This is a genomic window from Chromobacterium haemolyticum (assembly GCF_002081825.1).
Lineage (GTDB): Bacteria > Pseudomonadota > Gammaproteobacteria > Burkholderiales > Chromobacteriaceae > Chromobacterium > Chromobacterium fluminis.
Genome location: NZ_MUKU01000005.1, coordinates 1 through 18,950, shown reverse-complemented (window position 1 = coordinate 18,950; position 18,950 = coordinate 1). Strand labels below are relative to the sequence as shown.

General features: G+C 63.7%; 18 protein-coding genes. 14 read left to right on the top strand and 4 right to left on the bottom strand.

Features of this window, described 5'->3' with window-relative positions; genetic code table 11:
* Position 1: 1 nt before the first annotated feature.
* The 12 genes from tssE (at position 2) to B0T39_RS04540 (ending at position 13,593) form a co-directional block, all read left to right on the top strand.
* Positions 2-469 (top strand): type VI secretion system baseplate subunit TssE, encoded by a 468-nt coding sequence (gene tssE, locus B0T39_RS04585; protein ID WP_081545013.1) that lies wholly within the window; start codon positions 2-4, stop codon positions 467-469.
* The gene (tssF, locus tag B0T39_RS04580; protein WP_217806196.1) at positions 469-2,268 is read left to right on the top strand and encodes a type VI secretion system baseplate subunit TssF; all 1,800 of its coding nucleotides are present in this window, start codon (positions 469-471) and stop codon (positions 2,266-2,268) included. Before tssE ends, tssF begins: the two co-directional genes overlap by 1 nt.
* Positions 2,232-3,281, top strand: a complete 1,050-nt coding sequence (tssG, locus tag B0T39_RS04575) for a type VI secretion system baseplate subunit TssG (protein ID WP_081545011.1) — start codon at positions 2,232-2,234, stop codon at positions 3,279-3,281. Before tssF ends, tssG begins: the two co-directional genes overlap by 37 nt.
* A complete protein-coding gene (gene tssH / locus B0T39_RS04570; protein WP_081545010.1) occupies positions 3,278-5,857 on the top strand; it encodes a type VI secretion system ATPase TssH in 2,580 nt (859 codons plus the stop codon). Before tssG ends, tssH begins: the two co-directional genes overlap by 4 nt.
* Before the next feature lie 77 nt (positions 5,858-5,934).
* Positions 5,935-6,741 (top strand): hypothetical protein, encoded by an 807-nt coding sequence (locus tag B0T39_RS24815; protein WP_141111085.1) that lies wholly within the window; start codon positions 5,935-5,937, stop codon positions 6,739-6,741.
* A 264-nt stretch (positions 6,742-7,005) separates the two neighbouring features.
* On the top strand, positions 7,006-7,149 hold the full coding sequence (locus tag B0T39_RS25560; protein WP_176219482.1) for a hypothetical protein: 144 nt from the start codon (positions 7,006-7,008) through the stop codon (positions 7,147-7,149).
* A gap of 122 nt (positions 7,150-7,271) precedes the next feature.
* On the top strand, positions 7,272-8,219 hold the full coding sequence (locus B0T39_RS04565; protein ID WP_141111084.1) for a hypothetical protein: 948 nt from the start codon (positions 7,272-7,274) through the stop codon (positions 8,217-8,219).
* Between the two features lie 37 nt (positions 8,220-8,256).
* The gene (locus B0T39_RS04560; protein ID WP_081545008.1) at positions 8,257-8,925 is read left to right on the top strand and encodes an endonuclease/exonuclease/phosphatase family protein; all 669 of its coding nucleotides are present in this window, start codon (positions 8,257-8,259) and stop codon (positions 8,923-8,925) included.
* Between the two features lie 202 nt (positions 8,926-9,127).
* Positions 9,128-10,177 (top strand): hypothetical protein, encoded by a 1,050-nt coding sequence (locus B0T39_RS04555; protein WP_081545007.1) that lies wholly within the window; start codon positions 9,128-9,130, stop codon positions 10,175-10,177.
* An 85-nt stretch (positions 10,178-10,262) separates the two neighbouring features.
* Positions 10,263-10,844, top strand: coding sequence for a hypothetical protein (locus B0T39_RS04550; protein WP_141111083.1), 582 nt, complete (start codon positions 10,263-10,265; stop codon positions 10,842-10,844).
* Positions 10,845-11,054: 210 nt separating this feature from the next.
* Entirely contained in the window at positions 11,055-13,061 is a 2,007-nt protein-coding gene (locus B0T39_RS04545; RefSeq protein ID WP_081545005.1) for a type VI secretion system Vgr family protein, read from the top strand.
* A gap of 4 nt (positions 13,062-13,065) precedes the next feature.
* Positions 13,066-13,593 (top strand): toxin-antitoxin system YwqK family antitoxin, encoded by a 528-nt coding sequence (locus B0T39_RS04540; protein ID WP_081545004.1) that lies wholly within the window; start codon positions 13,066-13,068, stop codon positions 13,591-13,593.
* Between the two features lie 3 nt (positions 13,594-13,596).
* Here B0T39_RS04540 and B0T39_RS04535 read toward each other — a convergent pair whose 3' ends face one another.
* On the bottom strand, positions 13,597-14,238 hold the full coding sequence (locus tag B0T39_RS04535) for a S24 family peptidase (RefSeq protein ID WP_176219481.1): 642 nt from the start codon (positions 14,236-14,238) through the stop codon (positions 13,597-13,599).
* A 367-nt stretch (positions 14,239-14,605) separates the two neighbouring features.
* Between B0T39_RS04535 and B0T39_RS04530 the strand changes: the two genes are divergently transcribed.
* Complete coding sequence (locus tag B0T39_RS04530) at positions 14,606-14,947, top strand: hypothetical protein (RefSeq protein WP_043590140.1); 342 nt, start codon at positions 14,606-14,608, stop codon at positions 14,945-14,947.
* 183 nt (positions 14,948-15,130) lie between these two features.
* Here B0T39_RS04530 and B0T39_RS04525 read toward each other — a convergent pair whose 3' ends face one another.
* Both B0T39_RS04525 and B0T39_RS04520 read right to left on the bottom strand, forming a co-directional pair.
* Positions 15,131-16,084: a LysR family transcriptional regulator gene (locus B0T39_RS04525; protein ID WP_081545002.1), complete on the bottom strand. Its 954-nt coding sequence runs from the start codon at positions 16,082-16,084 to the stop codon at positions 15,131-15,133.
* Positions 16,085-16,323: 239 nt separating this feature from the next.
* Positions 16,324-17,415 (bottom strand): agmatine deiminase family protein, encoded by a 1,092-nt coding sequence (locus tag B0T39_RS04520; protein ID WP_081545001.1) that lies wholly within the window; start codon positions 17,413-17,415, stop codon positions 16,324-16,326.
* A 182-nt stretch (positions 17,416-17,597) separates the two neighbouring features.
* Between B0T39_RS04520 and B0T39_RS04515 the strand changes: the two genes are divergently transcribed.
* Complete coding sequence (locus tag B0T39_RS04515) at positions 17,598-18,422, top strand: substrate-binding periplasmic protein (RefSeq protein WP_081545000.1); 825 nt, start codon at positions 17,598-17,600, stop codon at positions 18,420-18,422.
* 379 nt (positions 18,423-18,801) lie between these two features.
* Here the strand turns inward: B0T39_RS04515 and B0T39_RS04510 are convergent.
* The coding region (locus B0T39_RS04510) for a transposase (RefSeq protein ID WP_141111082.1) at positions 18,802-18,950 on the bottom strand (149 nt) is incomplete at its 5' end.

Here is an 18,950-nt window from a genome sequence, read left to right as displayed (position 1 = left end):
CATGCGCCAGCCCGCCCAGTTCCGCCCGGGTCTGTTCGAACTCCTGGCCGACGCCGAACCGCGGCAGCGGCTGGAGGCCGAGCCGCTGCGGCGGGTGGACCGCCGCCGGCTGCAGGAATCGGTGCGGGCGGAACTGGCGCGGCTGCTGTCCAGCCGCCGCGCCGAACAGCCCTACCTGCCCGAACTCAGCGTCATCGACTACGGCGTGGCGGACTGGAGCGCGCTGCACCCTGAACGCGCCGAAGACCGCCAGCGCCTGGCTCGCGAGATCCGCCAGGCGATACGCAGCTTCGAACCCCGGCTGGCCGCGCCGCGCGTCAGCGTGGACACCGTGCCGGGCCGCGGCCTGCTTCTCAGCGTGCGCATAGACGGAGAACTCCAGGCCGAGGGCAGCCGCTGGCCGGCCGCCTTCGTCGCCGAGCTGGACCCGTCCGGCGCGCGGCTCACCGCCTGCGAGGACGCCGGCTGATGGAATCGCTGGACCCGCGCCTGCTGGACTACTACCAACGCGAACTCGCCTACCTGCGCCACGCCGGCGGCGAATTCGCCCAACGCTACCCCAAGGTGGCCCACCGCCTGCAACTGAGCGACGGCGAATGCCCGGACCCGCAAGTGGAACGGCTGCTGGAAGGCTTCGCCCTGCTCTGCGCTCGCCTGCAACGCCGGCTGGACGACGACTACTCCGAACTCACCGACGCGCTGCTGGAGCAGCTCTACCCGCACGCGCTGCGGCCCATGCCTTCCTGCGCCATCGCCCGCTTCGAGCCGGACCCGGACAAGGGCAAGCTGGACGCCGGCTACCGCATCGAGCGCGGCACCCCGCTGTTCGTGGCCACCACCGCCGGCGACAGCCTGCGTTTCCGCACCAGCGCCGCCGTCACCCTGTGGCCGCTGCGGCTCGCCGCCGCCAGCCTGCTGACCGAGGACGAAGCCCAGGCCGCCAGCGGCCTGGCCCAGGCGCGCGCCGCTCTGGTGCTGCGGCTGGAAAAACTGGGGCCGGAACCGCTAGGCGCGCTGCCGCTGAACAGCCTGCGCATCCACCTGGCCGGCTCCCCGCTCAACGCCGCCGCGCTCTACGACCTGCTGTCCGCCCACAGCCTGCAAATCAGCTGCCGGCTGCCGGAGCGGCCCGGCCTCGCGCCCTCCATCCGCCCCGGCGCGCTGCCGCGCGCCTGCGGCTTCGGCGCCGACGAAGCGCTGCTGCCGGCCGAGGATGGCGTGCACCCGGCGCACGCGCTGCTGGCGGAATACTTCGCCTGCCCGGAAAAATTCGCCTTCTTCGACCTGCCGCTCAGCCTGCCGCGCCAGGCGGAGCGGCAGCTGGAAATCGTCATCGCCTTCGAACGTGCGCCAGTTGGCCGCCTGGGCATCCAGCACGGCGACATCGCGCTGGGCTGCGCGCCGGTAATCAATCTGTTTCCGCACACCTCGGAGCCGCTGCGCCCGGACGGCAGCCGCAGTGAATACCTGCTGGTGGCGGACGCCCACCGCGACCAGAGCGTGGAAATCCACTCCATCCGCCAGCTGCGCGCCGCCGGCCCGGACGGCGCGCGCCGCATCGCCCCCTACTTCGCCTGCAGCCACGGCGAGGGCGGCGACGGCCGCTACTGGCACGCGCGCCGTGTGCGCGGCCTCAACCGCCTGCGCCCCGGCAGCGACATGCTGCTCACCCTGGTGGACGCCGATTTCGACCCGCTGGCCGCCAGCGAGCTCAGCCTCACCGCCGAGCTGCTGTGCACCAACCGCCACCTGGCCGAGCAACTGCCGGCCGGCGCGCCGCTGATGTTCGAACTGCCCGGCCCGGTGGGCCAGGCGCGGCTGTTGCGCCCGCCGCGGCCGCAAACCGAAGCCGCGCTGGACGGCGCCTCGCGCTGGAAACTGGTGTCCCAGCTCAGCCTCAACCACCTGTCGCTGAGCGAAGGCCCGCAGGCGCTGGCCGCGCTGCGCGAAATGCTGGCGCTGCATAATCTGGGCGAACAGCCGGCCGCGCGCCGCCAGATCGAAGGCATCGTCGCGCTCGGCAGCGAACGCATCGTCGACCACGTCGGCGCCGACGCCTGGCGCGGCTGGCGCAACGGCCTGCTGCTGACGCTGGAGCTGGACCCGGCCTGCTTCGCCGGCGGCAGCCGCGTGCTGTTCGCCGCCGTGCTCGCCCACTTCTTCGCCCTCTACGCCCACGCCAACCGCTTCGTGCGCACTCGACTCGTCCACCAGCAACAGGAGATCCAGACATGGCAGCCGCCGCCCGGCCCCAGCCTGGTTCTGTAGCCGAGCGGCTGCTGACGCGGCCGCAGGGCTTTGAATTCGCCCAGGCGGTGATGCTGCTGGAACGGCTGACGCCGCAGGCCGCGCCGCTGGGCCAGGGCGCGGACCCGGCGCGCGAGGCGCTGCGGCTGCGCGGCCCGCTACTGCCCGCCTTCGCCGCCAGCGAACTGAGCGCGCTGGAACCGGGCGCGCTGGGCGGCGACGCGCGGGACGGCCAGCCGGCGCTCGATGTCGAATCCTTCGGCCTGGGCGGCCCGGACGGCCCGCTGCCCTACGCCTACCAGGAATGGCTGCAACAACGCCGCCAGGACAAAGACCACGCACCGGCGGAATTCCTGCAACTGTTCCAGCACCGGTTGCTGGCCCTGCTCTACCGCGCCCAGCGCAAATACCGGCTGGCGCCCAACTTCGCCGCGCCGCGGCTCAGCCCGGCGCGGCCGCTGCTGCTCAGCCTGTGCGGCCTGCTGCCCGCCGGCCTGCAACAACGCCAGGCGGTGCCGGACGCCGCGCTGCTGGCCCGCGCCGCCCTGCTGGCGGACCGCCGCCGCTCGCTGGCCGGCTTCGCCGCCTTGGCCAGCCGCCACCTGGCCGCGCCGGTGCAAGCCAGCCCCTACGCCGGCGGCTGGCGCGAGATCCCGCCGGCCAGCCGCACCAGCATCGGCCCCAATGGCCTCAACGCCGCGCTGGGCCAGGGAGCGCTGGCCGGCCGCCGCGCCTGGGACGAACACGCCGGCATCCGCCTGACCGTGGGCCCGCTGGACCCGGCCGGCTACCGCGCCTTCCTGCCCGGCGGCGAACGCCACCGCGCGCTGGCCGCGCTGGCGGAGTTCTACTTCGGTCCGGACCTGGACATCCAGCTCAGCCTGCTGTGGCAAGCGCCGGCCGCCGCGCTCAAGCTGCAAGCCCGCGCCGCGCCGCGGCTGAGCTGGGACAGCTGGCTGGGCGGCCCCGGCGGAGCGCGGCGGCTGGACACCCGGCTGCAACGGCCGCCCCCGGCCGGCGAGGAGCCGGCATGAGCGCCGAACTGTCCGAACTGGTGGCCCGCCTCAACCCCAGCTGCCGCAAGGCGCTGGAGCTGGCCGCCCAACGCTGCCTGCAGCAAAGCCACTACTACGTGGAAATCGAACACGTGCTGCTGGAGCTGCTGGAGCTGCCCAACGGCGACCTGCCGCTGCTGCTGCCCAAGCTGGGCCTGAGCACGGACCAACTGAGCGCGGAGCTGCGCCGCAGCCTGGACCAGTTCAAGCGCGGCGAAACCCGCGCCCCGGCCTTCTCCAGCCACACCGTGGCCTGGCTCAAGGAAGCGCTGCTGCTGGCCACGCTGCGCCAGCAGGCCAGCATCCGCTCCGGCCTGCTGCTGCTCACCCTGCTGGAGCGCGACGAACTGCGCAATCTGCTGCTGATCGGCGCGCCCTGCCTGCTGCGCGCGCCGCGCCAGCCCCTGAGCGAACAACTGGACGCCTGGGCCGCCGCCTCGCGCGAAGCCCCGTCCGCCGCCGCGGCGGAACCGGCCGGCGCGCTGGCGCGCTTCACCCACGACCTGGTGGCCGACGCCCGCGCCGGCCGCATCGACCCCATCGTCGGCCGCGACGGCGAAATCCGCCAATGCCTGGACATCCTGCTGCGCCGCCGCCAGAACAACCCCATCCTGGTGGGCGCGCCCGGCGTGGGCAAAACCGCAGTGGCGGAAGGCCTGGCGCTGCGCATCGCCCACGAGGAAGTGCCGCCGGCGCTGGCCGGCGTCGGCCTGCTGGCGCTGGACCTGGGCCTGCTGCAAGCCGGCGCCGGGCTCAAGGGCGAATTCGAACAAAGGCTGCAAAGCGTGATGGACGACATCCGCGCCGCCGCCCGGCCCATCATCCTGTTCATCGACGAAGCCCACACCCTAGTGGGCGCCGGCGCGGCCGAGGGCCACAGCGACGCCGCCAACCTGCTCAAGCCGGCGCTGGCGCGCGGCGAACTGCGCACCGTGGCCGCCACCACCTGGCAGGAATACAAGAAATACTTCGAACGCGACCCGGCGCTGGCGCGGCGCTTCCAGCCGGTGCAAGTGGAAGAGCCGGACGAAGACAGCGCCGTGGCCATGCTGCGCGGCGTCGCCGCCCGGCTGGAACAACACCACGGCGTGCGCATCCTGGACGCCGCCATCCACGACGCGGTCAAGCTGTCCCACCGCTACATCTCCGGCCGCCAGCTGCCGGACAAGGCCATCAGCGTGCTGGACACCGCCTGCGCCCGCGTGGCGCTGGCCCAGCACGACCAGCCGCCGCAGCTGGAAAACCTGCGCCACCGCCAGGCCATGCTGGACGAGGAACTGGAGCGGCTGCTGAACGAACAGGCCACCGGCCTGGACCACGCCGCCCGCATCTCCGCGCTGCGCCAAGACAGCGCGCGCCAGCTGCAAGCCATGCGCGAACTGACCGTGCGCTGGCAGGACGAATTGCGCGCGGTGCGCGAAATCCTGCGCACCCGCCAGCAGCTGATGGACTTCCTGGCCAACGAACCCGAGCTGCCCGCCGGCGAACCGCCGCTGTTGCTGGAAGAAGCCGAAGACGGGACCGCGACCGCCGACGAGGACGAAGCCGCGGACCCGGCGCTGCGGCTGGCGGAACAACTGGCGCGGCTGGAAGCCGGCCTGGACGCGCTGCGCCAGGACGACCCGCTGGTGCCGGAACATGTGGACTCCAAGGCGGTGGCCGCCGTCATCGCCGGCTGGACCGGCATACCGGTGGGCAAGATGCTGGCCGACGAAGCCTACGCCATCCGCACCCTGGCCCAGCGCATGGGCCAGCGCGTGATCGGCCAGCCGGCCGCGCTGGGCAAGATCGCCCAACGCATCCAGGCCTACCGCGCCGGCCTCACCGACCCCGGCAAACCGGTGGGCGTCTTCCTCTTGCTGGGTCCCACCGGCGTGGGCAAGACCGAAACCGCCTACGCGCTGGCCGACGCGCTCTACGGCGGCGAACGCAATCTGATCGTGGTCAACCTGGCGGAATACCAGGAAGCCCATAGCGTCAGCCAACTCAAGGGCGCGCCGCCCGGCTATGTCGGCTACGGCCAGGGCGGCGTGCTGACCGAGGCGGTGCGGCGCAAGCCCTACAGCGTGGTGCTGCTGGACGAAATCGAGAAAGCCCACCCGGACGTGCTGGAAGCCTTCTACAACGTGTTCGACAAGGGCGTCATGGAAGACGGCACCGGCCTGGTGGTGGACTTCAACAACACCATCATCCTGGCCACCAGCAATGTGGGGGCCGAGCTATTACAAACCACTCCAGGCGAGCAGCTCGCCACCCAGCAGTTCGACGAACGCCTGCGCAAAACGCTGTTGCAAACCTTCCGCCCCGCCTTTCTCGCCCGCATGACCGTGGTGCCCTACCCGCCGCTGGCGGAACGCACATTGGAAAACATCGTGATCAACAAACTGGAAAAACTACAAGCCCGCTATAAGGCGGCGACAGGGAAACAATTCGACTTCGACCCGGCCATTGTGAAAGCGGTATTGGCTAAATGTAGCTCTGCCGGCGCTCGGGATATCGAGAATGTATTGATGGCGCAGGTGACGGGGAAGTTGGCGGAGTGGGTGTTGGAGTAACTACGCATTCAAATAGAAAACGCAAAGTTTCCCTAGCCGAACGAATGCAAAAATAGACATACAAAAGGAGCGCGAAAATGCTTAATGCACTAAACACAATCAATCAGAACAAATATGCTTCCTGCAACTTCGCCAAAGCACACAAAATCTACTACATCAGTGAAAGTGGACAAAAAACGGAAATTCCTTCCTTAACCATAAAGACTGTAACCTCTCCCATCACCCATCAGAGCTTTGGATTCCAAGTTGGTGGAATACAGCATTTTGGAGCTTATGAGCAACAAAGTGGCAAATCTGTTTCAATACCCGACTGGAATGAGTTACAACGTCAAGCAGGCATTCTAGATAGCTTAACGACCACATTGTCTCGCAGCAACTACAGAAACATAATTGACCTGCCAGCATGGCAACAAATATATAAACCCACTATTACCTCAAGACAAAGATGGAACTGGCAGACCAATTCAGTTGAAACCGTGAACTCCAATGATCTCTACGCCTGTCGGCATTGCGGAGTCATACTTGAGAAAGAGCAAATAGAAATTGACCATCAGCGCTCAAAAACCATTGGCAAAGATCAGCTTCCAGAAAAAAATCTTTGGGGTGCAACTTTAAAACTTTTTCGCTACGCAGGCTTGACCAATGATGGTGCCACTGGATACAAGGCTAAAAAGTTTGGCTTACTAGGGCTATCAAACTCTGCACTAGACAAATATCAACTAAATGAAAATGGAATATTCATATTTTCGCTACTCTTAAGCTCGAAAAGTGATTTTGAAATACAAAGTGCAGCTGAAACAGCTATCCCGAACCTCCGCCCATTATGCGGCGGATGCAACAAGCGAGACGGTGAACCTCATAGTGGCTTACCTTGGAACAAATAGCCCAACCGAGCTCTAAGAATCTCTCAAAAGATAACCGACATCTGCTATTTGAACTCTCCATTAGCTGAGCGAAATTCTTGATGCCCCGCCCCACTGACACCAATACCGGCCTCTCCCTCCGCGCCTCCGCCCTGACGGATCTTTATCCCCAGACGCTTTCGGGGGACAAGGCGTTGAACGAGCTGGGCAGCCTGGCTCTCAACGGTGATAGCGCCACCGCGCTGACATTGAGCAGTGCCAATGAACGCAATCCATTAAACCCCCATGCCCCGCCCCTCCGACAAAACCACCCCTCTCTCGCTCAGCGCCTCCGCGCTGAAAACGCTGTACCCAGACAGTCTGTCCGGCGACGAGGCGCTGAACGCGCTGGTCAGTTTCACCCTGGCCGGCTTCAGCGACGCGCGCTGACGCTGGACAAAGCTCTTCTACCCTAGCTAGCAAATTAGCAGAGTAAATTTAGAACCGATGTGATGGTTTAAGCAGCACCCGGCAGAGTATCAACACATTGGAAGCAAACACAGGGAGGCCGCATGATTACCGTTATGACCCTCAGTGGTGGCTCGGGCACCATGTTTTGCAGTTGCAAGAATGGGGACTGCCAAGACCACAGCCTCATTTCCATTACCACTCAAAACCATGAGGTCTATCAGTTTCAATACTCCGCCGGCCATCAAAAAATGCATCTCAGAACCACCAAGGATGAGATCACCCGGTTTTGGACCAATACCCGAGGCAAGGGCATCAGGGTCCGGCATGTGATTTACATCCCCAGCAAGAATGAAGTGGCGCACATTCTAAGAAGCAAGCCGCCGGAAATTAGCATCACGCCAACAATCGCCAGCGGCAGGCCGCCGCCAAGCCATCAAAGCATGGATGCGGTGCCTCCCCCCAGCATGACCATGCGCCACAGCGATGAAGTTTCCATTCATATTGGTGGCAGCCATGGCGATGAAAAGGCCGTCTCGCACAAGCCGCTATTAAAAAAAACGCCGACTGCGCTGGGCTTGGATCAAGACAGAATGATCCAATTCATGACAGAGAATAATGGGAAAAACCTGGGCAACTGTGCGGAGGTGGTGGCGGCGGTGCTTGAGGCCGGCCTCACCGACGCGCGGGATAGGCCGCTGACCACCGGCTGCACTCTGCCCTTATGCGCTTGCATCTGCTGCTGCCATTCGCCCACCTCGGTGAGCAAGCTGGCCTTTAACATCCAGAAAAACACCCTGGCGCAACTCAGCGAACAAGGCCTGCTTAATGGTGATTTGCTGGGCTACGCTCCCAATAGAATCTCCAGAACCGGGAAAAGTCAGTTTGACGAATTCGACTTATTCGATATCGATTTTGACCTGCTGTCTTATTATCAGAGCGATGACAATTGCTGCACCTCCCTGATTAAAATCATCTGGGACACTTTATCCATGTGCACCTTCAGCACCTACTCCAAAGCGCAAAACGGGGACCAAGAAAAGCAGCACTAACACCGCAGCGTTAAATTAGATCGGCCAAGGAGCAAAGATGCGCGTAGCCAGCTTCAATCTGGAAAAAAATGGCGAATCCTCGCCGCTGGATAAAAAGGCACAGGTCGAGACCTTCATCCACCAATGCTGTTCCAACGACAACTGGGACGTTGACGTGGTGTTTCTGTGCGAAGTGCACTCCGCCAGGCTGGACGACTATTACGGTTATTTACGCGGCGTGTATCAAAACTATGATGTCCACGCCTTTGCCGGCGGCCACTCCAACGGCTACATGGTGATGACCAGAAAAGGGCCGCATCTCGAAGTTGTCAGCCAGGGGCACTTGAAAGGCCTGAACCGGGACCTGATCGCGGTTTGGGCCGAAGCCGTCAACGGCTACACCGGCTTTCTGTTTCTGGCTCACTTCAAATCCGGCCAGGGCGGGTTGACCAAGAGCCAGCTGCGGGACTGCACCAGCCTGGGCGGGCACTGGGTGGCCACCGGCGATCTGAACCTGGACTACACCCGTGTAGAGGAACTGGACACCCCGGGCGTCGCCTATGAATGCTGGCAAGGACAGGCCACCCACGCCAAAGGCGGCATCCTGGATTGGGTGCTGGCCTCGGTCGACGTCAAAGTCGCGCCTTTCGACATCAGCGGCTGGGCGGACGCGTTCGACATGAGCGGCCCGGACCATCGTCCCATCGTCTTCGACGTCCTCAGCTGAGCGCCGCTGCCGCGAGAACCCCCATGCCCCGCCCCTCCGACAAAACCAGCCCGCTCTCGCTCAGCGTCCCGGCACAGAATAAGAGAACCGATCTAGGCAAGACTAGGCAAAGCCGGAGCAGTGCGCAACGAGGCGCAACCGATGCTCGCCCCATTCCGAAACACCCAAAACTGTATGCGCGGCATTCATCAAGGAGAGAGAGATGCCCAAAATCACCGTGACTGACCAGGCTCTCATCACGCAAATCATGAAATACTGCATGCACAGCACAGAGAATTACTTGTACATCCCGGATATCCTGCACGAAAACAGACCTATCATGCAGGCCCTATTCTCCCCTAAAGCTTTTCCACTCAACGCGTTTGAGCTGATTTTCGCCGCCTACCGCCAGCGATCACAGCTCACCACCCCTGCCCCTATCAATAAGACCCCTATAGTATGGATATGGAAAATTGAGCAAATAGAAAATGTAAAATTCCAGGCTGACTACCAAGCCAGAGCCAGGGAAATAAAAAGAGAAATCCAGCTAAGACCCAACGAATTTCACCAAGCCCCCGCCCATCTAAAGTTTAAAGACACTACACTGAGCGGACCATTTGGCGCGGCTGACGCGGCAATGAATGAATACTATCTCTTCTCAGGGCACAAGAGTCCGATTATTGACGAAATTGCCAACAATGGATTTCGCAACGACCTTTCAAAATACCACTCAGGGTTTACCCCTCTAAAATTTAAACCAAAAGGATTTGGGGCCTTGGGTAGAGGCTCTTACTTCACCGATATCTTCTACAAAGCGGCCACCTATTCGCCCTGCCCTTGCTGTGGAAGCATTCTGGTTTGCCCCACACACTGCAAAGTCCACGATCCGATCCGAGATATAGACCAGATTCCAACACGCAGACTGCTCATCAGCAAAGTCCTGCTGGGTATCTCGCGGTCAACAATAGCCCCTGATGAATTCAGACACATCAATAACAATGATCAAGTTTCCAGCCAAAGCGGCAGCCCAACGCTCATCAATAGAATGGTCACATCGGGGCAAACGCCACCCAGCACTGCCCCAAGCGCACACTCCAATATCGGCCTGAAAACAGGCCAGCCAGGCGCATCGCTTACCACCCTCTTCTTTGATAAAAAAATATTCGATTCCGACGAATACTGCATTGCCAACGCGGATCAGGCACTACCTTGCTACATCATTCATTTCACGGTCTTCCCCAGGCTGGATCAACCTCAGTCTGCTCGTTTATAAACCATGCCCCCATTACCACGCTATTGGCTTGGCTAATTATTCGATAAGGCAATACGAAGCAAGCCCACCTTTGAGGAGCATAGCGATGAGTCTTAGATTGAGATTTGAATTGCTGAAGAGCTTGGTGAATATCACATCGATAGAAGGCGACGGCAAGTTTCCCGGCAATGCCAACAGCAGCTGCACCGGTCAGGTACTGACCTGGTTTCGCGTCTTGAGCGGCAATTTGAAAAGCGGCACCGGGCTCAGCGAATCGCTATTAAGCCCGCAGCAACAGGCCACCCAATTACACTTTGAACAGCTGAATAACGGCAACACCAGAATACTGGCGTCGATAGCGGAGAAAACCGTCAATATGCGCGGACAAAACTCCGCGGAAAACATAAAAGACAAAACCCCATGGTCAGGCAAATACAAGCTCTACATCATCGCCAGTTCCAAAGGCAGCGGCCATGCGCTGGGCGTCTACTTTCCCTGGAAGGGCAGAGTCCAGTTTTACGACCCCAACCTGCTAGTGTGCGAAATGAAGAAAGACGACGACATTTACCCTTTATTATCGCAATGGGTCAGGATGTACGACGGGCTGGACGCGCCGGACTCGATATGGGGGCACGAAGACCTGTACGTCATTCCCGAATCCAAATTAGAAACCGCCTATATCGTATGACGCGGCAATCGCAAGCATCGATGCGCGCCAACCCCCGAGCCAGGTCAGAGGCAAAACAATGAAACACCGCACCCCATTCACCACTTCAAGCCGGCCTTGCCAGCGGCAAGCCACCCTATTGGCCATCTTGCGGCCAAAAACGCCCAGGCAGGAGAATAGTCAATCCCGCCGCGCCGCCCATTCTCTATTTTCCAATATTTGAGAACCACCATGCCCCGCCCCTCCGACAAAACCACCCCGCTCTCGCTCAGCGCCCCGGCGCTGAAAGCGCTGTACCCGGACAGCCTCTCCGGCGACGAGGCGCTGAACGCGCTGGGCAGCTTCACCCTGGCCGGCTTCAGCGACAGCGCGCTGACGCTGGACAAGGCGGTGGCCTCCCACCTGACGCTGAGCCTGCGCCGCGACGATAAGACCCGGCCCGTAGACGGCCTGTGCGCAGCGATTCGCCAGCTGCCGGGCGACGCCACCGCGGACCGCTACAGCGTGACACTGCGGCCCTGGCTGTGGTGGCTGAGCCTGGCCGGCAACAACCGCATCTTCCAGAACCAGAGCGTGCCGGACATTGTGAAAGCGGTGTTCGCCGGCCACGGCTTCAGCGACTACCAACTGAAGCTGGACGCCACCTACCCCAAGCGCGAGTACTGCGTGCAGTTTGGCGAAAGCGATCTCAATTTTGTGATGCGGCTGCTGGAAGACGCCGGCATCTTCTGGTTCTTCACCCACGCCGACGGCAAGCACACCCTGGTGCTGGCGGACGGCAACAGCCATTTCCCGGACTGCCCCAATAGCGCCAAGATCCCCTACCTGGGCCAGGACCTGGGCGGGCGCGAGCTGGAAGGCGTGCGCAGCGCCGGCATCAGCCGCCAGGCGGTGGCCGGCGGCTACCGCGCCGGCGATTACGAATTCACCACCGCCAGCGCCTCGCTGTACGCGCAGGCGCTGGCCAAGTCAGACCTGCCCAATCTCTACCAATACCCGGGCGGCTACGCCAAGAAGGCCGACGGCGACGCGCTGGCCAAGCAGCGCAGCGACGGCCTGCGCGCCGAGGAAGTGGAGCTGGTGGGCGACAGCGATTGTCGCTGGCTGATTCCCGGCCACTGCTTCACCCTGAGCGGCCACCCGGACCCGGCCTGCAATATCGCCTGGGTAATAACCCGCGTCAGCCACGAGGCCGGCCAGCAGCATTACCGCAACCGCTTCGCCGCCATTCCCAAGACCACCCCCTACCGCCCGCCGCGGCTCACCCCCAAGCCGGTGATGCACCCGCAGGTGGCCAAGGTGGTGGGCAAGGCCGGCGAGGAGATCTGGACCGATAAATACGGCCGCGTCAAAGTGCAATTCCCCTGGGACCGCGACGGCAAGGACGACGAATCCAGCTCCTGCTGGCTGCGGGTGATGCAGCCGTGGAGCGGCAAGGGCTTTGGCATGCAGTTCATCCCGCGCATCGGCCAGGAAGTGATTGTCAGCTTCATCGACGGCGACCCGGACAAGCCGCTAGTCAGCGGCTGCGTCTACAACGGCGACAACGCGCTGCCCTACGAACTGCCGGCCAAGCAGGCGCAGTCCGGCCTCAAGACCAACTCGACAAAAGGCGGCGGCGGCTTCAACGAATTGCGCTTCGACGACAGCAAGGACAAGGAGGAAGTGTTCTTCCAGGCCCAGAAGAACTACACCGTGAAAGTGCTCAACGACGCAGCCGCCGATGTGGGCCACGACGAAACCCTGGTGGTGAAGAACGAGCGCAAGCGCAGCGTCACCGAGGGCAACGACAGCCTCAGCGTGGACAAGGGCAACCGCACCGTGGAAGTGAAAACCGGCAATGAAACCCTTAACGTCAAGGGCAAGCGCACGGTCAAGGTGGAGGGCGACCAGAGCCACAGCACCGGCGGCAATCACGAACACAAGGTCAGCGGCAACTACACGCTGACCGTGGACGGCAACCTCACCATCAAGGTCAGCGGCACCCTCACCCTGCAAAGCGGCGGCGCCTTCAGCGCCAAGAGCGACGCCGCCTACACCGCCCAGGCCGGCACCAGCCTGACCAACAAGGCCGGCACCGGGCTCATCAACCAGGCGGGCACCGAGCTGACCAATAAAGCCGGCACCACCCTGACCAACGACGCCGGGGTGTCGCTGACCAATAAGGCCAGCGCCAGCCAGACCGTGGACGGCGGCGGCATGCTCACCCTCAAGGGCGGGCTGATCCAGCAGAACTGATGCGATGGCGGAACCGATAGACCTCCAGCAAGACCAGCAGCGCTTCGTCGGCCAACTGGCCGACGGCAAGCTGCAAGGCCCGGCGCGCATCGAGCAGGCCGGCGCGCCGCTGGCGCGCTTCCACTACCAGGACGGCCAGCTGCACGGCCCAGCCACCCTGCTGCACCCCGGCGGCCAGCCCTCCGCCCAGCTGCATTACCAGCGCGGCCAGCTGCACGGCGCCGCGCAGTATTGGTCGCCGGAGGGCACGCTGCAACGCCAGGCCCATTACCGCCACGGCCTGCCGCACGGCGAAACCCGCACCCTGTTTCCCAACGGCCGGCCGGCGGAGCTGGCGGTGTACCGCAATGGCCTCAAGCACGGCCTGCAACAGCGCTACCACCCCAACGGCGCGCTGGCGGAACGGCAGAACTTCATCGAGGGCAAACCGCTGGGGCCGCCGGAACGCTTCGCCGACGACGGCCGGCCGCTGAACGCCGACGGCAAGCCGATGGCGCGCTGGCGCTGGTGGTGGCAAAAGATGATGGGGTGAGCGCTACACCTGCCGCCCCAGCCACACCACCCGTCCCAACACCGAGAAATCCGCCGGCGGCGCGGCCAAGTCCACCTCGAACGGCGGATAAGCCTCATTGGCGCTGGACAGCCCCAGCTTGCCGCCCGGCAGCCTCTGCGCCCGGCGCACCACCACCTCGCCGTCCAGCTCCAGCGCGTACAAGCCGCTGCCCGGCTGCGTTTCCGCCCGGTTGACCAGGGCCAGATCGCCGTCGTTCAACACGCCGGCCATCGCGTCGCCGGCCACCGCCACCACCGCCAGTTGCTCGGCCGGCAGCTTGAGCCGGGACGCCAACCAGCCCTGCGCCAGCGGCAAGGCCGCGCCGGCGCCGTAACACGGCACCTCCACATGCGCGCCCTGCGGCGCATAGCGCTCCACCGTCTCGCCGGCCCGCGGACCGGCCTCGCCCGGCAAGGCCTCGCCCTCACCGAACAGCAGCCAATCCGCCCGCACGCCGGTCAAACGCGAAAACTTGGCCACCAGCACGGCGGACGGTTTGCGCGTGCCGCCTTCGTAGTTCTGCAGCGACACCAGCGAGATGCCCAGTTTCTGCGCGGTGACATCGCGCGCTTCTTTCAGCACCGTATCGCGGATAAACCTCAGTCGTTTGCCAAGAGATTCCACTACCCACCCCCTCAGATTCAACAACGGACCAAGCTGATAGACGGAAAAACAACATTCGCGGTCCATGCAATGCATTGACTTTATTGAATATATTTATTTTCCCGCATGACGGACCACGCTCGCATTTGCAATTAACCTCAATCGTGGTCAGATGTTTCCATGCCGATGACAAAAAGCGGCCGACGCCGTCAAGGCTGAGCCGGCCAAGGCCCGGCGGCCATCCGCCAGGTCGCGCTTGCGTCAAGGCCAAACCAGGCGCCGACACGATTCGTGCATTCTAAGCCCGCCCTCTGGAAAGCGCGAATCCCGCCGGTCCAGCCCCGGCCGGAGCGCCGACCGCGCCCGCTGGCCCCCTTTAGGAGCAGCCATGCCGATACGCAACCTCCTCGCCCGATTCGCCAAACCGCCGCCGGCCAAACCGCCCGCCCGCCTGATCAAGACCGTCCAGCAATTGCACGCGCAGCGCAGCGACAACCCCGCCCTCGCCGCCATCGACCTTGAGCTGGCCTATCTGTCCCGCTGCTGCGAACACTACGACGACATCGCCGACGAGCTGCGCCAATGCTGCGAGGCGCTGAGCGCGCTGCTGCTGATGCTGCGCCACACGGAAAACGCGCAACTGCGCGGCAAGGCGCTGTGGGCTTTGCTGGAACCCCTGCAACAACGTTTGCAGTTGGCCGCGGCCAAGCTGGAGGCGGTGACGTCCTGAGAACCTGTTTACGATCCGCTGCGCGTCGGAGCTACGGCGTTGAAAACCAGCGAAAAAGCGGAGTGATCGATAAGCGGATAAGCATGTCGAAGCGGCCCTGATCGTATGACGCCTCGCAACGCGCCGCAGATCAAGAACAGACAAGCGGCGGCCGCTGTCATGCGGCGCCGCCGCCAAACCGCTTCACTCGCCGGCGGCGCCCTCTTCCCGCAGCCAATCGAACATACGCGCCATCGCCGCGCTGCGCAGCGCGTCCCGCGGCCGGGACAACCACCATTGCGCGCCCGGCTGGCGCGGGTAGCCGGCCAGTTCGCGCAGCCGGCCTTCTGCCAGCGCTTCTTCCAAGGCCATCGACGGCAGGCAAGCGATGCCGTGGCCGCGCAAGGCCGCGTCCAGCGCCAGCTGCGGCGCATCGTAGGCGGCGGCGATGCCGAAGCGCGGCAGCATGGACTGCATCGCGGCGGCAGCCGCCTCCGGCATGCTCGCTTTTTCCAGGCAGATCAAACGCGCCAGCTGCGGATGACGCTCGGCCGGCAGCGCCGCCAGCCGTTCCGCCAAGGCCGGCGCGGCGACGAAACGCCAATCCTCGCGCAGCCAGGCCGCGTCTTCCCAGCCGGCCATCGCCAGCGGCTGCCGGCCGATGACGATGTCGACGTCGATCTCATCGGCCTGGCCCGGCTCTTCGTCGGTGGACAACAGCGGCACGATGTCGGGGTGGGCTGCGCGCAGGCGGTCCAAGCGCCCCTGCAGCCAGCCGTGCAGCAAAAAAGCCGGCCCCACCAACACCACCAGGCCCGGGTCCGTGTAGACCGCGATGCGGTCCAAGCCGCGACGCAGCGTGTCCAACGCGCGGCGCACGCTCTGCTGCAGCATTTCGCCGGCAAAGGTCAGTTCGATGCCGCGACCCACGCGCTGGAACAAGGGCTGGCCGACAAAGGCTTCCAACTGTTGAATCTGGTGGCTGACCGCGGACTGCGACAGGTTCAGCGCTTCAGCGGCGCGGGAGACGCTGCCCAGGCGCGCGGCGGTTTCGAAACCGGTCAGCAGCCGCAGCGACGGCAGGCGGCCAAGCGCGCCCGTTGCCTGGTCTTCCCACTCGCCCGCCTTCGGCCCGCCGCTTTTACTGCCTCTATCCATCCGGATATGTCCTCCTGGTTTCCGGCCTGGGCCGGCGTGGAGGCGATGTTGCCTGCTACGCCGCCCGATTAGAACATGTTTACGATCCCGCGAGCTGAGAACCTGTTCAACGTCCCGCAAGCAAGAAGGGAGAGATAAGGCGTGGCGGCTTCGAAATGCTCATATACCACTTGTACATTCCGCTTTTTCAGCCGTTTTCGCCTTGTCTCGCCCTTGCTCGCAAGAGCATAGACAGGTTCTCAGGCCGGTTGTTGTTGGGTGGCGCAATGAATGCCGCCGCCGCCAGCCGCGATGCCGTCGATGTTCAACTGCACCACCTCTCGCTGCGGGAACAACTCGCGCAGCGCCGCGCCCGCGTTGCGGTCGGCCTTGGCGTCGCCGAACTCCGGCGCGATCACCGCGCCGTTGCAGACATAGAAATTGATGTAGCCGGCCGCCATCTCATGGCCCTCGTACTCGGGCCGCACCCGCTCGGGTCCCGGCAGGACCACCACCTCCAGCTGGCGGCCGCGCGCGTCGCGCGCCTGGCGCAGCAAGGTCAGGTGGCGACGGGTCACCGCGTAATCGTAGGACTGCGGATCCGTGTCCAGGCCGGCCACCACTACGCCGGGGCGGGCGAAACGGGCGTAGAAATCGGTATGGCCGTCGGTGATGTCGCGGCCGGCGATGCCGGGCAGCCAGATCACCTTGTTCACGCCCAGCAGCCGGCGCAGTTCGCGCTCGCAGCGCGCCTTGCTCCAGCCGGGGTTGCGATTGGGGTTGAGCACGCAGCTCTCCGTAATGATGGCCGTGCCCTCGCCGTCCACTTCGATGCCGCCGCCCTCCAGCACCAATGAGGTTCTCACGGCCGGCGCGCCGCTCTTGGCCGCCACCGCGGCGGCCACTTTGGCATCTCGACGATGCGCCTGCTTGCCGCCCCAGCCGTTGAAGTTGAAATCCACCGCCGCCGGCGCCCCGCCTTCGCCCTTGACGAAGACCGGGCCGCTGTCGCGTATCCACAGATCGTCCAGCGGCTGCTCCACCAGTTCCACCTTGGGTCCGCACAGCTTGGCCGCCAGCGCCATATCCTCGGCGCGCGTCAGCATGCGCACCGGCTCGTGGGCGGCGATGGCCTGGGCCACTCGCGCCAGATCCCGCCGCACCACCGGCAGCAGGCCCGTGCCCCACACCTCCAGGCTGGGACCGAAGGCCATCCAGGTGGCGGCGTGGCCTTCGCCCTCGTCCGGCATGCGGTAGCCGGCCGCGCTCGGCTCCGCGCTCCAAGCGCGGGCGGCCATCACGCTGCCCGCCGTCAACAGGCTTGTGCCCAGGAAATGTCGTCTAGTGCTCATCGCCGCGTCTCCAAGACCGGTTTCCAGCCACATGGCTGCGGTCAGCATTGTGCAAGCGGACATACATTTGAAAAAGCGATGAATTTTTCGGGAACCTATCTATTTCTATCATACATTTGTCTCCACCGCGCGCAGGCGATGGAAATGACATAAGCTGAAAACGAACTACAGGAGGGACCGTCATGCGTCTAGCGCTCTGCCTCATCATCGCCGCCATCGCGGCCCAGGCCTTCCCGGCGCGGGCGCGCGAGCCCGAGCTGGTGATGGGCTACCGCACCAATGAGCGGCGTCCCTATATCGAGGACGAGAGCGACGAGGGCATCTATAAAGCCCTGTACAGCCGCGCCTGCCAGCGCATCGGCTGCGCGCTGAAAGTGGTGCGCCTGCCAAAAAAGCGGGTACTGCAAGCGCTGACGCAAGGCGAGGTGGATTTCTACCCCGGCTACACCTATAGCGCGGAGCGCGAACCCATCGTCCTGTTCGTGGCCAACGGCCTGCGCGAGCGTCACGTCATCATTACCCGCGCCAAACACCCGCCCCTACGCGGCTACGCCGAACTGAACAATAGCGTGGAGCTGCGCAGCCTGGGCAACCCGGACCTGATTCCCCCGCCGTGGCAAGCGCGCATCAAGGTGCTGCAAGTGCCGGAGCTGGACGTCGAACGCGCCTTCCGCCTGATCAGCGCCGGCAAGGCGGATTTCTACATCTACGACGAACTCACGCTGCGCTTCTACTGGGAGCGGCTGCGGCCGGCCGGGCTGACGCTGCACCCGTCGCTGGAGCCCTGGCAAGCCATGCATATGGGCTTTTCCAAGCATTCGCGCTTTTACCGCGCGCTGCCCAACCCGGATTACCGCGCCGACCAGCCGCTGAGCCCGGACAACTACCCGCAGCGGCTGGACCCTGCCTCTCTGGCCGGCAAGCTGAGCGCGGCCTTGCTGGCAATGAAACAGTCCGGCGAAACCGAACGCATCGTTGAGCATTTTCTCCAGACGCCGGCCCGGTAAATGGAAAGCCGCCGGCTCCCCCCATAAACAAAAACCCCGACGCCGCCATACGGCGCGTCAGGGGTCCCTGCAGTTGACTTTAAGAGCCTGTTTACGATCTCGCGAGCAAGGGAGAGACAAGGCGAAAACGGCTGAGAAAGCGGAATGTACATATACGGTACATGAGCATTTCGAAGATGGTTTCAACGCCGTATCGCCGCGGCGCAGCAGATCGTGAACAGGTTCTAAGAGCCTATTCAAAGTCTCGCGAGCTAGGGCGAGACAAGGCGAAAACAAGCGAAAAAGCGGAATGTACAAGTGGTACATGAGCATTTTGAGCTTGTTTTTAACGCCGTATCGCCGAAGCGCAGCAGACTATGAACAGGTTCTAAGAGCCTGTTCACGATCTTTTGAGCAGCAGAACGAGGAAGGCTAAATGGATGAACTGCAAGCTGGTATTGAGTTTCCGCTCGCAGTTCTTCCATAACCGTCGGCATTTCTCAAGCCAAGCAAATGAGCGCTCCACCACCCAACGTTGAGGCATCACCG